This window comes from Pedobacter jeongneungensis (assembly GCF_000633455.1).
GTDB lineage: Bacteria > Bacteroidota > Bacteroidia > Sphingobacteriales > Sphingobacteriaceae > Pedobacter > Pedobacter jeongneungensis_A.
On record NZ_AYMG01000012.1, the window covers coordinates 1 to 13,997 of the forward strand.

General features: G+C 37.4%; 15 protein-coding genes. 6 read left to right on the top strand and 9 right to left on the bottom strand.

Going from position 1 to position 13,997, the window contains the following annotated elements; translation table 11 throughout:
- Positions 1-116: 116 nt before the first annotated feature.
- The 3 genes from U859_RS30375 to U859_RS0111165 all read right to left on the bottom strand — a co-directional run bounded on the left by U859_RS30375 (position 117) and on the right by U859_RS0111165 (position 1,839).
- On the bottom strand, positions 117-713 hold the full coding sequence (locus U859_RS30375; protein ID WP_025143455.1) for a DUF4142 domain-containing protein: 597 nt from the start codon (positions 711-713) through the stop codon (positions 117-119).
- Between the two features lie 59 nt (positions 714-772).
- A complete protein-coding gene (locus U859_RS0111160; RefSeq protein WP_025143456.1) occupies positions 773-1,219 on the bottom strand; it encodes a GNAT family N-acetyltransferase in 447 nt (148 codons plus the stop codon).
- Positions 1,220-1,347: 128 nt separating this feature from the next.
- Positions 1,348-1,839 carry a YajQ family cyclic di-GMP-binding protein gene (locus U859_RS0111165; RefSeq protein ID WP_025143457.1) on the bottom strand — a complete coding sequence of 164 codons (492 nt, stop codon included), beginning with the start codon at positions 1,837-1,839 and terminating at the stop codon, positions 1,348-1,350.
- Positions 1,840-1,914: 75 nt separating this feature from the next.
- Here U859_RS0111165 and U859_RS31050 point away from each other — a divergent pair, with 75 nt between their 5' ends.
- The 3 genes from U859_RS31050 (at position 1,915) to U859_RS0111180 (ending at position 5,586) form a co-directional block, all read left to right on the top strand.
- Positions 1,915-2,544: a hypothetical protein gene (locus U859_RS31050; protein WP_025143458.1), complete on the top strand. Its 630-nt coding sequence runs from the start codon at positions 1,915-1,917 to the stop codon at positions 2,542-2,544.
- Positions 2,545-2,644: 100 nt separating this feature from the next.
- The gene (gene ppk1 / locus U859_RS0111175) at positions 2,645-4,705 is read left to right on the top strand and encodes a polyphosphate kinase 1 (RefSeq protein WP_025143459.1); all 2,061 of its coding nucleotides are present in this window, start codon (positions 2,645-2,647) and stop codon (positions 4,703-4,705) included.
- On the top strand, positions 4,705-5,586 hold the full coding sequence (locus tag U859_RS0111180) for an exopolyphosphatase (protein ID WP_025143460.1): 882 nt from the start codon (positions 4,705-4,707) through the stop codon (positions 5,584-5,586). The genes ppk1 and U859_RS0111180 overlap by 1 nt, the downstream gene beginning before the upstream one ends.
- Positions 5,587-5,778: 192 nt before the next feature.
- On the opposite strand, the gene U859_RS0111185 is transcribed toward U859_RS0111180, so the two are convergent.
- On the bottom strand, positions 5,779-6,975 hold the full coding sequence (locus tag U859_RS0111185; protein WP_025143461.1) for a pyridoxal phosphate-dependent aminotransferase: 1,197 nt from the start codon (positions 6,973-6,975) through the stop codon (positions 5,779-5,781).
- A 113-nt stretch (positions 6,976-7,088) separates the two neighbouring features.
- Between U859_RS0111185 and U859_RS0111190 the strand changes: the two genes are divergently transcribed.
- From U859_RS0111190 to bioA, 3 genes are read left to right on the top strand one after another with little or no spacing between them, the layout of a single operon-like run.
- A complete protein-coding gene (locus U859_RS0111190) occupies positions 7,089-8,075 on the top strand; it encodes a cation diffusion facilitator family transporter (RefSeq protein ID WP_025143462.1) in 987 nt (328 codons plus the stop codon).
- Positions 8,062-8,514 carry an NUDIX domain-containing protein gene (locus U859_RS0111195; protein WP_025143463.1) on the top strand — a complete coding sequence of 151 codons (453 nt, stop codon included), beginning with the start codon at positions 8,062-8,064 and terminating at the stop codon, positions 8,512-8,514. The genes U859_RS0111190 and U859_RS0111195 overlap by 14 nt, the downstream gene beginning before the upstream one ends.
- A 6-nt stretch (positions 8,515-8,520) precedes the next feature.
- Positions 8,521-9,822 carry an adenosylmethionine--8-amino-7-oxononanoate transaminase gene (gene bioA, locus U859_RS0111200; protein WP_025143464.1) on the top strand — a complete coding sequence of 434 codons (1,302 nt, stop codon included), beginning with the start codon at positions 8,521-8,523 and terminating at the stop codon, positions 9,820-9,822.
- Between the two features lie 538 nt (positions 9,823-10,360).
- On the opposite strand, the gene U859_RS0111205 is transcribed toward bioA, so the two are convergent.
- From U859_RS0111205 to U859_RS0111225, 5 genes are all read right to left on the bottom strand, one after another.
- Positions 10,361-10,795, bottom strand: a complete 435-nt coding sequence (locus U859_RS0111205; RefSeq protein ID WP_025143465.1) for an SRPBCC domain-containing protein — start codon at positions 10,793-10,795, stop codon at positions 10,361-10,363.
- 49 nt (positions 10,796-10,844) lie between these two features.
- Entirely contained in the window at positions 10,845-11,261 is a 417-nt protein-coding gene (locus U859_RS0111210; RefSeq protein ID WP_025143466.1) for a VOC family protein, read from the bottom strand.
- A gap of 231 nt (positions 11,262-11,492) precedes the next feature.
- Positions 11,493-12,866, bottom strand: a complete 1,374-nt coding sequence (locus tag U859_RS0111215) for an exonuclease domain-containing protein (RefSeq protein WP_025143467.1) — start codon at positions 12,864-12,866, stop codon at positions 11,493-11,495.
- Between the two features lie 130 nt (positions 12,867-12,996).
- Positions 12,997-13,623, bottom strand: coding sequence for an autotransporter outer membrane beta-barrel domain-containing protein (locus U859_RS0111220; RefSeq protein ID WP_025143468.1), 627 nt, complete (start codon positions 13,621-13,623; stop codon positions 12,997-12,999).
- Between the two features lie 11 nt (positions 13,624-13,634).
- Positions 13,635-13,997, bottom strand: a complete 363-nt coding sequence (locus U859_RS0111225) for a two-component system response regulator (protein ID WP_025143469.1) — start codon at positions 13,995-13,997, stop codon at positions 13,635-13,637.

The following is a 13,997-nucleotide window of genomic DNA, read 5'->3' on the forward strand; positions in this document are numbered from 1 at the left end:
ATAACAATCATCTCGACCGGAGCATCGCGGAGTGGAGAGATCTATCTAGACAGATTTCTCGACTTCGTTGTACTTCGCTCGAAATGACGACTAATCTTTATTGAAAAATAACCAATCTATTTTAAACCAGCTACAATCTTTTTCGCCATTTCATCATGCGATTCAATTACTTTTAAAGTATTTGTAGCCCATTCTTTAATGCTTTGGTCGCGGTTTTCTGTACCTTGTTTAAATAATGCCACTGTTTTATCATGATCGGTAACCATCATATCCATATAATGTTTATCAAAAGCGGCACCTGTCATTTTTTTCATTTCATCCAAATGAATCTGCTGATCAGCAGGTAAAGCATCCGGCGTAATTACTTTTTTGCTTTGAGCTAATGTTTTTAGTTCAGTATTGGCTTTGGTGTGATCAGCCAGCATTTTCGCTGCAAAATCTTTTACTTGAGCGCTTTTTGCATTTTTAGCTGCAATTTTTGCCGCTTCAACCTCCATAATGCCACCTACAGCTGCTTTTCTCAAGAAGGTTGCACCTGCTTCATCAATTCCAGATTCGGTGCTTTCTGAGCCTGCAACATGGTTGCCATTTACCATTGTAGTATCGCCGGAAACACTGTCTTTCGTAGTTGCCGATTTTTTATCTGCAGTTTGACAGGCCTGGAATGAAAGGGCTAATGCAAAAGCTGTTGACAATAAAAATATCTTTTTCATGTTTTTTCTATGTTTTGATGTGTATGAAAAACACAGGAACTTAAAAAAGGTTTTTTAATCTATTCTGCAGCTTTACTGTAAATATCCGGAATTACAATACCCATTTGCCTTTCAGGGTTTTCAATCTGTGAAAAGCCAAATTGTTCATACAAACCATGGGCATCTAATGTAGCCAGTTGATAACGGCGTAATCCCTGCAGGTCAGGGTGAAAGATCATGAACGACATCAGTTTTTTAGATAAGCCCAAACCGCGATAACTATCTTTAACATACACATCGCAAAGCCATGCAAATGTAGCTTTATCGGTTACCCAACGGGCAAAACCAACTTGTTCCGGCCCTTTATAAATGCCGAAGCATAGCGAATTTTCTATAGAACGTTTTACGGTATCGAATGGAATATTTTTCGCCCAATAGGATTCCGTACTTAAATAATGATGGATGGCTTCTATATCTAAAAGATCCTTTTTGTCAGAAAATATAAATCCGTTTTCGCTGATTTCCACGTTGTTTGGGTTAACTGGTTAATTGTTTAAATTGGTTAACTGTAGAGATTGGTTAATTGTAGAATTGGTTAACTGATAGATTTCGCTAAGACAGTTAACCAATTAACCAGTTTATACAATTAACCCTATTAATTACGCATGTTAATGTATTGCAGTGGCTGGCCAAAATCTTCATTTCTGCAAAGATTGATCACCGCTTGTAAATCGTCGATTTTTTTTGCCGTTACACGCACCTGATCATCCATAATAGAAGCCTGAACTTTTAATCCGCTGGCTTTAATCTTGGCAACAACTTTTTTAGCTGCTTCTTTATCCAATCCTTCTTTAATGCTGATTTCTTTTCTGATCATATTACCCGAAGCCTGTTGCTCATCGCCAAAATCCAAACTTTTAGGGTCTAAATTCTGTTTCATCATCCTCGAAATAATCGAACCTTCTATGGCTTTAAGGCGCATATCGTCTTCGGTAACTATGGTTACAATGTTTGTTTTTTTATCCAGTTCGACGGTGCTTTTTGATCCGTTAAAGTCGAATCGGTTAAGGATTTCTTTCTTGGCATTATTGATCGCATTATCTAATGTTTGCGCGTCAACTTTACTCACTATATCAAAAGAAGGCATGGTTTTAGCTTTAAAGTAAAAAAATAAGTAGATTTAGTAGAAATTAATCTACGTCACAAAAAAACGAAAAATAATATGAAAACCACTAAACCAAAGTCTCAAAAAAAGATCACTAAGAAAGAAGCTAAAAAACAATTAGAGCAGTCAATCACTGATAAGTTCTTAGATGTAATTAAAAGTTTAGGTCACGATGTATCTGAAATTAGTACAGAGGTTGGAAAGGCGAGTAAACGTGTGGCTAAAAAATTAACCAAGAAATTTACCATTGTAAAAGCCGATGTAGGCCAAAAAATAGATGAGTTATTGCACGCATCAAAAGAAAAGGCAAAAACGGAAAAGAAACCAGTTGCTAAAGCGGTTAGCAAAGCAGAAAAATCAGCCGAAAAAGTAGTTAAGAAGGCAGTGTCTAAAGCTAAACCTGTGGTGCAGAGCATTAAGGTAGCTGCGATTGAAACCGAAGAAAAAGCCGAAAAAGTATTGGCAAAACCAGTTGCTGAAGTTAAAAAATCAGTTGCAGCACCGGCAACAGTTGCCAAAAAAGCGGTAACTACAGCAAGCAAAGCTCCTGCAAAGGCCACGGCAGCTGTAAAAAAAGCTACAGTTCCTGCAGCTGATCCGGAAAAAACAGCACCAGTTGTTAAAAAAACAGTAGCTAAAACTACACCTGCCGTTAAGAAAGTGGTTAAAGCTCCGGCCAAAAAATAAATTTGTTAACGTTAATGTGTAGATGAATTAACATCGATTTAACAAATTAATATGCAGTTTTGAGCATCCCTGTTTTCGACAGGGATTTTTATTTTTTTAAATGAGCAATAAGAAGATCCCCTTTTTTAACCGCGAAATTAGCTGGCTTTACTTTAACGACCGCGTGCTACAGGAAGCTGCTGACGAAACCGTGCCGTTAATTGAGCGTATTAAATTTCTATCCATATTTTCTTCAAATTTAGAAGAGTTTTATCGGGTAAGGGTAGCCACTATGACCCGGCTTACCAATCTGAACGATAAAGCAAAAGCACTTTTAGGATTCAACCCAAAAAAAATCCTGAACGAGATTAAAAACATTGTGGTGAAGCAGGAAAGAAAGTTCGACCAGCTTTTTCAGGCCACTTTAATCAACGAACTTGCACAAAACAGGATTTTTATCTTAAACGATACCCAGCTGAACGTAAGCAGGGGTGAGTTTGTGAAAAACCATTTCAGGGATAAAATTTTATCCAACCTGGTTCCGATTATGCTTGATATGGAAAAGCCTTTTCCAGAACTGAAAGACCGTTATTTGTATTTCTTCGTAAAACTATCTAAAAAGGATACAAAAGTAAGGGAAAAGTATGCCCTCATCGAAATTCCGCCTAATTTACCCCGGTTTTTAGTACTTCCTGAAACAAATGACCTTAAATTTATCATTCTGGCCGAAGACATCATCAGGTATTGTTTAGATGATATTTTTTATGTTTTTACCTACGATAATTTAGAGGCTTATTCGATTCAGTTAACACGTGATGCTGAACTGGATATTGATAAAAATATCAATGATAAATTTATTGAAGACTTAAAAAGCAGTTTAGAAAAGCGCAAAAAGGGGAAACCAATGCGTTTATTATACGATTCGGCTATGCCTTTGAATATGCTTACGGTTTTGGTGAATAAATTAAAACTCGAAGCAGAAAGCCTGATTCCAGGTAACCGTTATCATAAATTCGGCGATTTTATTGCCTTCCCTAATGTAGGGAAAAAGGAACTGGAATATACTCCAAATGTGCCGTTAAAAGTTCATGGTTTACACCGTACCGAGAGTGTTTTTAGTAAGGTATCACAACGTGATTATTTGGTCAATCTGCCTTACCAATCTTACGATTACATTATTTTGTTTTTACGCGAGGCTGCCATTGATCCAAAGGTTTCCGAAATACAGATTACCTTATACCGTTTAGCCGAAAATTCAAAAGTAATTAATGCATTGATTAATGCTGCTAAAAATGGAAAGGCCGTTTCTGTTGTATTAGAGCTTAAAGCACGATTTGATGAACAGGCCAATATTTATTGGACTACCCGTTTAATGGAAGAAGGAGTTAAGGTAAATTATGGTTTAACCGATTATAAAGTTCACTCAAAAATCTGTTTGGTAAAACGGATTGAGAAAGATAAACCCGTATACTATGCCAATTTAGCAACTGGTAATTTTAACGAAAAAACTGCTGGCTTATATTGCGATCATAGTATTTTTACAGCCAAAAAGGAAATTACCAATGATCTGGTAAAACTTTTTGATGCCCTGAGCAAACGTACCGTAACCAAAGGTTTTAAACATTTAATTGTATCACCTTTAGAGAGCCGCTCCAAACTGGTTAATTTTATTAATCGCGAAATCAGAAATGCAAAGCAGGGTAAATTGGCCTATATCATGTTAAAAGTAAATAGTTTAGCTGATGAAGGTATTATAGCCAAACTTTATGATGCAAGCAATGCAGGGGTTAAAATCCAGTTAATTATCAGGGGAATCTGTTGTCTGGTGCCGGGCGTAAAGGGTTTCAGTGAAAATATAACCGCCATTAGCATTATCGATAAATTTCTGGAGCATGCCAGGGTGTACATTTTCGGAAACAATGGCAAAAACGACATGTATCTCTCTTCTGCCGATTTAATGAGCCGGAACTTTGAACACCGTGTCGAGGTGGGTTTTCCGGTTTTAGATCACGATGTGAAACAGGAGATTCAGGACATCATTGATCTGCAGCTGCAGGACAATACTAAATCGAGGCAGATTAATGCTTTAAACAACAATAAGTACCATAAAAATAGATTAAGCAAAAAAATACGGGCGCAAGTAGATATTTATAACTATTTAAAAACCAAGCATCAATCATAATGTTAAGATACGCAGCTATAGATATCGGTTCGAATGCAGTGAGGTTACTCATTGCTGATATCAGCAAACAAGACGGAAAATATAAATACAAAAAGAATACTTTAATCCGTGTGCCGCTCCGCCTGGGCGATGATGCTTTTTTAGATCAACATATTTCAGATAAAAAATCAGCAGATCTGGTAAAAACGATGACGGCTTTTAAAAATCTGATGGATGTTTATCATGTTTCCGAATATTTAGCTTGTGCAACATCTGCTATGAGGGAAGCCCGTAACGGACAGGATATTGTGAAACTCATTAAAGAAGAAACCGACCTTACGCTGGAGATCATCGAAGGACAAAGGGAAGCCAATATTATCTATGCCAACCATATTGAAGAGGAACTTGACGAAAATAAAACCTACCTGTATATCGATGTGGGTGGTGGTAGTACTGAACTTTCTGTTTTTGTAAAGGGAGCACCCGAAGCTTCAAGGTCTTTTAATATCGGTACCATCAGGATGCTCGATAATCAGGATAAAGAAGAAACCTGGGAGGAGATGAAAGATTGGGTGAAAGAACATACCAAAGCTTATAAGCACCTTGCAGGTATTGGTACAGGCGGCAATATCAACAAACTTTTCCGCATGTCGGATGAAAAGGATAATGCGCCTTTATCTTTACAAAAGTTAAATTCGATGTACAATAAGCTCACGGGTTACTCTTTAAAAGAGCGGATCAATACTTTAGGTTTAAATCCCGATCGTGCTGATGTTATTATACCAGCCTGCGAAATTTACCTCACTTTAATGAAATGGACAGGAATTAAACAGATTTATGTGCCTAAAGTGGGTATGGCTGATGGGATTATTAAATTATTGATCGAGGAAAAGCTGGATTAGGTAAGAAGATATAAAAGTAAAAGAGGTTATATCATAAAGTTAATTTTCATTCAAATTGTCATGTTGAGCCTGTCGAAACACTTTATCGTGTATTAAACAAGTCCTTCGACAGGCTCAGGATGACAAATCTATATTAATGTATAACCTCTTTTTTATAAAACTGTTAACCGAAAATTGCTAACTGCAAACTGATTAAGCTAATTTACCTAACGCTTCTTTAATTCTTCTTAACGCTTCTACCAAACTCTCGTCTGATGCGGCGTATGATAAACGGATATAGTTATTGTTGCCGAAAGAATCGCCACCCACGGTTGCTACGTGACCAACGTTCAATAAGTATAATGCTAAATCTGAAGAATCTTTGATTACATTTCCATCAGCATCTTTTTTACCAAAGAATGAGCTGATTTCAGGGAAGAAATAGAAAGCACCATCGGGAAGATTGGTTTTTACACCCGGAATTTCATTTAATAAGTTATAAACGAGTTCTCTGCGGCGTAAAAATGCTTCTTTCATCTCTAAAACGCTTGCTAATCCTTGCTCGTAAGCTACAATACCGGCTCTTTGTGCAATAGAACACGTTCCGGAAGTAGTTTGTCCCTGTAATTTATCATTAGCAGCCGCTATTTCTTTATTTGCAGCGATATAACCTAATCTCCATCCAGTCATGGCGAAAGCTTTAGAGAAACCGTTTACAATGATTACGCGGTCTTTAATGCTGTCGAACTGGGCGATTGATTCATGTTTGTCCACAAAGTTAATGTGTTCGTAAATCTCATCAGAAAGGATATAGATATTTGGATATTTTTCAAAAACGGCAACTAATGCAGCCAATTCCTCCTTACTGTAAACCGAGCCAGTTGGGTTACAAGGAGAAGAAAACATGAAAAGTTTCGACTTCGGTGTAATGGCCGCTTCTAACTGTGCTGGTGTAATTTTGAAATTGCTTTCAATATCCGTATCGATAAAAACAGATTTTCCTTCCGCTAAGGTTACCATTTCTGAATAAGAAACCCAATACGGTGTAGGGATAATCACTTCATCATCCGGATCGATCAAAGTTAAAATTACATTCGATAAAGACTGTTTGGCACCTGTTGAAACAACGATCTGAGAAATATCATAATCGAGGTTATTTTCTGTTTTTAACTTATTTACAATGGCCTGGCGCAGATCAGGATAACCTGGTACCGGCGAATAACGCGTATAATTTTCGTCTAATGCTTTTTTAGCAGCATTTTTTACATGGTCAGGCGTATTAAAATCGGGTTCGCCAACACTTAAACTGATGATATTAATGCCCTTAGACGCCAATTCGCGGCCAAGTTTGGTCATTTTAAGGGTTGCAGATTCTGATAGACTGTTGATTCTTTTCGATAAGGTGCTCATGGTTAATTACTTTGAGCGCAAATATATAAACCAAATATTATTCTGCACTAAAAAAGGCAGAGTTTTTCTCATTTAATTTCTCTGTTAACCGTATTTTTGAAAAAAATATACTGGTGTCGGTCAAAAAGAAAGCTATCATTATTTCTCTTGTAGTAAGTGTTGTATTAATGCTGGCCAAGTTTATTGCTTACTTTATAACAGGTTCTAACGCCATTTTAACCGATGCTGCAGAAAGCATTGTAAACGTAATTGCAGGTAGTTTTGCCTTTTACAGCATTTATTTAAGTACACAGCCTAAAGATGAAAACCACCCATACGGGCATGGAAAAGTAGAGTTTTTCTCCGTCTTTGTAGAAGGCATCCTGATTCTGATTGCGGGTATAGCTATTATTTTTAAATCTTCATACAACCTCATTTATCCTCATCCTGTTGGCGAACTGCTAACCGGAACTTTGATTATTGGCATTACCGGCTTAATTAATCTCATCGTAGGTCTTTATCTAATGAATGTTGGCAAAGAGGTACATTCGGTTACCTTACAGGCAGATGGAAAACATCTGCTTACTGATACTTACACCAGCGGAGCCATTGTTGTTGGCTTAATCCTCATTCAACTGACAAATATTATTTGGTTAGATAGCTTACTCTCTGTCTTTGTGGGCTTTTACATTGTTTATTCAGGTTATAAACTCACCCGTGGTTCGGTTGGAGGACTGATGGATGAAAGTGATTTTACGCTCGTTGAAGAGGTAGTAGAGGTGTTGCAAAAGAACCGCCACAATCCATGGATTGACGTACACAACCTTCGTACACAGCAATATGGCCCTGAATTTCACATCGATTGCCATGTAACTTTACCTTATTATTTTGATTTAAATAAAGTTCACCGCGAAATTTCGCAGATTGATGAACTGATCAACAAAAATGGGGTACGCAAAGCCGAACTTTTTATCCACGCAGATCCATGTTTGCCCGAATGTTGCCATTATTGCCACATGAGTGAATGTAAGGTTAGGGCTGAAGCTTTTAAAAAAGAAATCGTCTGGACACCAGAAATAGTCATAAAAAATAAAAAACATTTCGAAAATGAGCTACTTTAATGTAAGGGTTTATGGTTTATTGATCAATCAGCATAACGAGGTGCTGGTGAGTGATGAAGAAGAATACGGATTTCGTTTCAGCAAATTCCCCGGCGGTGGATTAGAGTTGGGCGAAGGCCTGATTGACGGATTAAAAAGAGAATTTATGGAAGAATGTGAAGCTGAAATAGAGGTTTTATCTCATTTTTATACCACCGACTTTTATGAAAAATCATCCTTTAACGATAGTCAGGTAATCAGCGTTTATTATTTGGTTAAAGAAAAAGCACCATTACAACTGGCATTTAAAGACACCATTTACGATTTTGACGGTGAAGGTGAAATTTTACAAGCTTTCAGGTGGGTAAAAATAGAAGAGTTGAATATCGAAGAGATCACCTTTAAAACCGATAAAACCGTCGCTCAACTTTTAAAAGAACAATTTTCAGTTAATTTATAATCATTTATGTCAGATACTTCCGAACTCCAAACCCTGAACCCCAAACTAAATCTAACTGAACGCGATCAAAAGGTGATTTGGCACCCTTATACCCAAATGAAAAATGCCCTTCCGCATATTCCGATTGTTAGCGGAGAAGGAGTTTATGTTTTTGATGAAAATGGTAAAAGATATATCGATGCCGTTTCGTCGTGGTGGGTAAACATACATGGACACTCACATCCTTACATTGCTGAAAAAGTAGCCGAGCAACTTAAGGTTCTGGAACATGTAATTTTTGCTGGTTTTACGCATGAACCTGCTGTTTTATTGGCAGAACGGCTTTTGCCAATATTACCAGGCAAACAGGATAAGGTTTTTTATACCGATAACGGCTCAACCGCTGTAGAAGTAGCCTTGAAAATGTGCCTGCAGTATTGGGATAATAAAGGAAAGCCAAAAACAAAGATTCTGGCGTTTAAAAATGCCTATCACGGAGATACTTTTGGTGCCATGTCGGTTAGTGGCAGGAGTATTTTTACCGATGCTTTTAACAGTTTATTATTCGATGTAGAATTTATCGACCTTCCAAACGAAGCGAACATTTCAGATCTGGTATCTCACATCTTAAATCTAACCGATACCGCTTGTTTCATTTTCGAGCCGCTTATTTTAGGCTCGGGTGGAATGTTGATGTATGAATCAAAATATTTGGATTCGCTTTTATCTGCTTGTAAAGAAGCGCAGATTTTAACCATTGCAGATGAAGTAATGACGGGTTTTGGTAGAACAGGAACTTATTTTGCATGCGAAAAGCTAACCAACAAACCCGATATTATCTGTTTAAGCAAAGGATTAACCGGCGGAACAATGCCGCTGGGCGTAACTACTTGTACCAATGAGATCTTTGAAGCTTTTTTGAGTGATGATAAGTTAAAAACCCTCTATCACGGACATTCATTTACAGCCAATCCGATTGCCTGCGTAGCTTCTTTAGCAAGTTTAGATATCCTGTTAAAAAGTGAAACACTACAAAACATTAAAAGGATAGAAGCTAAACACGCGGTATTTCTGGAAGAGATTAAAACACACCCAAAAGTAAAAGCCATCAGACAAACCGGAACGATTATCGCTATTGAATGGGAAACCGGTAATGAAACTTCTTATTTAAGTAACCTGCGTAATTTGTTGTATGCCTATTTTTTAGATAAAGGAATTATTTTAAGACCATTAGGGAATATTATTTATATCCTGCCACCTTACGTAATAAGCGATGAGGATCTGGATTATATTTATGCAACAATAAAAACGGCTTTAGAAGAGGTATAGTTTTAGGGGCGTAGCGAGATGCTAAGACCAGTATTTTTATGCGTCGTCATTGCGAGGCACAAAGCAATCTTACCACGAACGCTATCATGCTAAAGTATTATCTGTGGTGTAAGATCTTAGCATCTTACACTTCATCAAATCTTTTTAGATGTATGCTAAGTCAGGTGGTAACACCTGACTTCACTATGAAAGTTATATCGCCGTGGTTCGTGTCTCCACGAACCACTTATGGCATAAATTAAATTTCAGGTTCCAAATATTTGTTAAGCGCCTCATTAAGAATAGTTCCAGCCGCCATTAAAGCTTGTTTTTGCAAAGTCTAGTCCATTGGTTGAGAAACTTTCTATCGCCGTGGTTCGTGTCTCCACGAACCACTTACGGCATAAATTAAATTTCAGGTTCCAAATATTTGTTAAGCGCCTCATTAAGAAAATAGTTCCAGCCGCCATTAAAGCTTGTTTTTGCAAAGTCTAGTCCATTGGTTGAGAAACTTTCTATCGCCGTGGTTCGTGTCTCCACGAACCACTTATGGCATAAATTAAATTTCAGGTTCCAAATATTTGTTAAGCGCCTCATTAAGAAAATAGTTCCAGCCGCCATTAAAGCTCGTTTTTGCAAAGTCGGGACCATTAGAAGCAAAACTTTCTAAACCTGTATGCGTAAGTTTTAATAATGTTTTGTCGCCCTGTTCAAATAATTCCCAAGCCACTTCAGAGTTGCCCGGTAAACCATCATATCGCCAGGTGTAAGCTAATTTTTTGCCCGCGATAATTTCGGTTATTTCACAAAGGTGGAGGTACTGAGGCCCATCATCAGCCCCACCCGAAAATTCAAATTTAAAACCAACTTCAGGTTTAAAATCTGCCAATTGAAAATACCATTGTTTAATTTCATTGTTATCGGTTAAAGCTTTCCATACTTTTTCTATAGGAATATTGTATATCCGTTCTACGATAACTGGTTCATTTTCCATATTATTAGATAGATTTAGTTCTTATAATAGAAGTTAATTTGTAAAGCGCTTAACCTAATGGCATTTTGCTCATATCCATGTAAAGTACACTCCACCTTTGTCCATCCAGATCCACAAAACCGCAGCCATACATCCAGCCATCTTTATAACCTGGTTCGCCATAAATGGTTCCTCCGGCAGCTACAACTTTTTGGGCTAGATCATCAACTTCCTCAGGACTTTCTGCGTCAATAGAGAATAGTACTTCACCACCATGACGTATGTCGGCAATGTTGGTTCCAGCGAAGCTTTCATATAGCGCTTCTTCGAAAAGCATAATCGCTAAATTACTTTCACCCACTAAAAAACAGGCTGAATCTTCGCGTGCGCCGTATTGGAGGTTGAGGCTGAAACCTAAAGCCGTGAAGAATGCTTTCGATCGGTTAATATCTTTTACCGGAAGGTTTATCCAAAGTGATTTTGTCATAACGTTTTATATTTTGTTGTAAGTAAAGATAGGGAACAGATTGTGTAGTTGACCTTGCTAAAAACGAAAAATTATAGGGCTATTTGAGACAATTATAAATCAATGTATTTTTTTAAAAGATACGATGCATGGGGGCGTCATTCCCAACTAGATTGGGAATCTTAGTGCAATAAGCTTTAAGATTCCCGCCTGCGCGGGAATGACGACTGTCTATGTTAATTAAGCCATTTCCTACAATTTATACAATTTCTGCGGATGTTGTTCTGCGTGGTTTAAAATTAAATTCAGAATATAACTATTGGATTGGTAAATGGATAAATCGCCCTTAATCGGCGCTAAACCATCCGAAAGATAATTTTTATCGGTAAAATATCCCATTCCATAAAATTTTCCTTTTTCTACAAGCAAGCAGCTAAATTCTTCATCCTTTCTGCCTTCATCAACCAGGGCAAAGCTGGGTTGCTGATTTTGAATATCGCTTAATGCTGCATTTAATTTTTTGTTGTAAACAGCTACGGTTTCTATGCCGCTACAAGCGCCAAAACATTGTCCGTTTTCATGTGCATAACATTTTGTTGCTGTTTTTTGTAGATAGCATAGCTTTGCACAAAGCTGATGTTTATCGATTAATTGAGTTAAAAAGTTATAACCTTCCAATAAACTGTTAAAACTCTGTATGGCGTTATTGTTCTTTTTATGCTTATCAACGGCTAAACGCAGGTATCCGTTCTGGTCTTCAAAAACGTACAAATCATATTTATGCTCATAACGTTTCATGGCGCGGTTATTTTCGGGCCAAAGACGCTTAATTTCATTTGCCTCTAAAATCAGGGCCATCAATTCCGTTCCGCAGATGACGAAATCGACATGATGTATGGTGCGTAAAAACTCTTGTCGTTGCCTGTTCGGCGTATTCCCCGTAAAATGACTGGTTACGCGTTTTTTAAGGTCTTTGGCTTTGCCTACGTAAACAATTTTGCCCTTACTGTCTTTAAAATAGTAAACCCCTGGTTGATTGGGTAATCTTAAAATAGATGCTTTATCTAAATGAGGAGGCAAAACCTGTTCTTTCGAAGTTTTCTTCAGCATCTCTGTAATGATCCCTTCCTGATCATTTTTCAATAACATATTGAAAAGGATACTGGTGGCATCGGCATCGCCCGCAGCCCTGTGCCGGTTCTCTATCGGAATCTGGAGAGCAGTACACAATTTACCCAAGCTATATGAAGACTTCCCGGGAATTAATTTTCTACTTAATCTTACGGTACAAAGTTTCCTGCATTGTAAATCGTAACCCGCAGCAGCTAAATGATGTTTTAAAAATGAATAATCGAAATTCACATTGTGTGCTACAAAAACCTTATCGCTCAGCAACTGGTAGATCTGCAAGGCAACATCATTAAAAGTTGGTGCATCCCTCAGCATAGCATCATCAATGCCTGTTAAGGCAGTAATGTAGTCTGGAATTGGCTGTTTAGGGTTGATCAGGGTAGTATAAGACTCAACAATCTGATTGCCGTCATGGATATTAATGGCAACTTCAGTAATGCCATTTGCTGAGGCATGACCACCAGTGGTTTCGATATCTACAACTGCGTATAACATTAAATTGATTTAAAACACAAATCTATGCTAAAATAATTAGTATAAAAATTATTTTGATGATTTCTTTAGCATAAAAAAAGCGGTTACATTATTTAACGTAACCGCCCTGGTATTTTGTATACGAATGCTATTATAGCTTGCTCAATAATTTACTTAAATTTGGTTTAATACCAATATTAATGGGTACTGTGTTAAAAGCCCTGTTCTGGATTTTGCTAAAACCATACATGTAACTGGCTTCTACAAATAAATTGGCACCTCCAATATTATATTCAATACCTGCACCACCTTCGGCAATGCCCAATCCATTTGATTTATTATCCTGTGTAACCTGTAGGTTTGAAGTATTTACCGCAACCTGTGGGGTGAGGATAAAACCACCTCCGGCACCTGCAAAACCATAAAATGCCCATTTATTTACAATTTTGCGATAACCCAGCGCCACATTTAATAAATAGGTGGTCGCCCTGCCTTTTTGTAAAGTGTAAGTATAGCCTTCGTCTGGTGTAATCTGGTTAAAAGTAAAAGCATGTAAGCTTACTTTAGGGTATAAAAACAAACCACCGTCGCCTAGGCCTAAATTTAGGCCCAATGAAGTAGAGAATTTAGGTTTAAAATAATCTGAAGTTTCGCCCATAGGAAAGGCAAATCCAATTCCACTCATCGAATAGAGTTTATCTGGTCTGCTCTGCGCTTTGGCTTTAATTGATATAGCCACACACAGCAATATCATTGGTGTTAATAATTTTAATTTCATATCTGATTTTTTTAATTTACGGTTAAGGCATTTACTTTTTGTAGTAAATCAGCCATATTAAATGGTTTCTCTAAATAATCATCGGGATGATATTTTTGGGATGCAATATAATTTTCGTCATATCTGGCCGAAGCGAGGATAATTGGGATGCCCTCTGTTTCAGGGTTTAACCTCAGTTCTTTAAATACAGCGCGTCCATCCATTCCATTTAACATAATGTCGAGAATAATGAGGTCTGGTGCAAAATCCCTAATAGTTTTAAAGATATACCTCGGCGATAACAACGGGTAAACTTTATAATGTTCGGTTTCCAAAACTTCCTGAAAAACCTCCAATACATCAGGATCATCATCCACAACCAATACTCTTTTCAA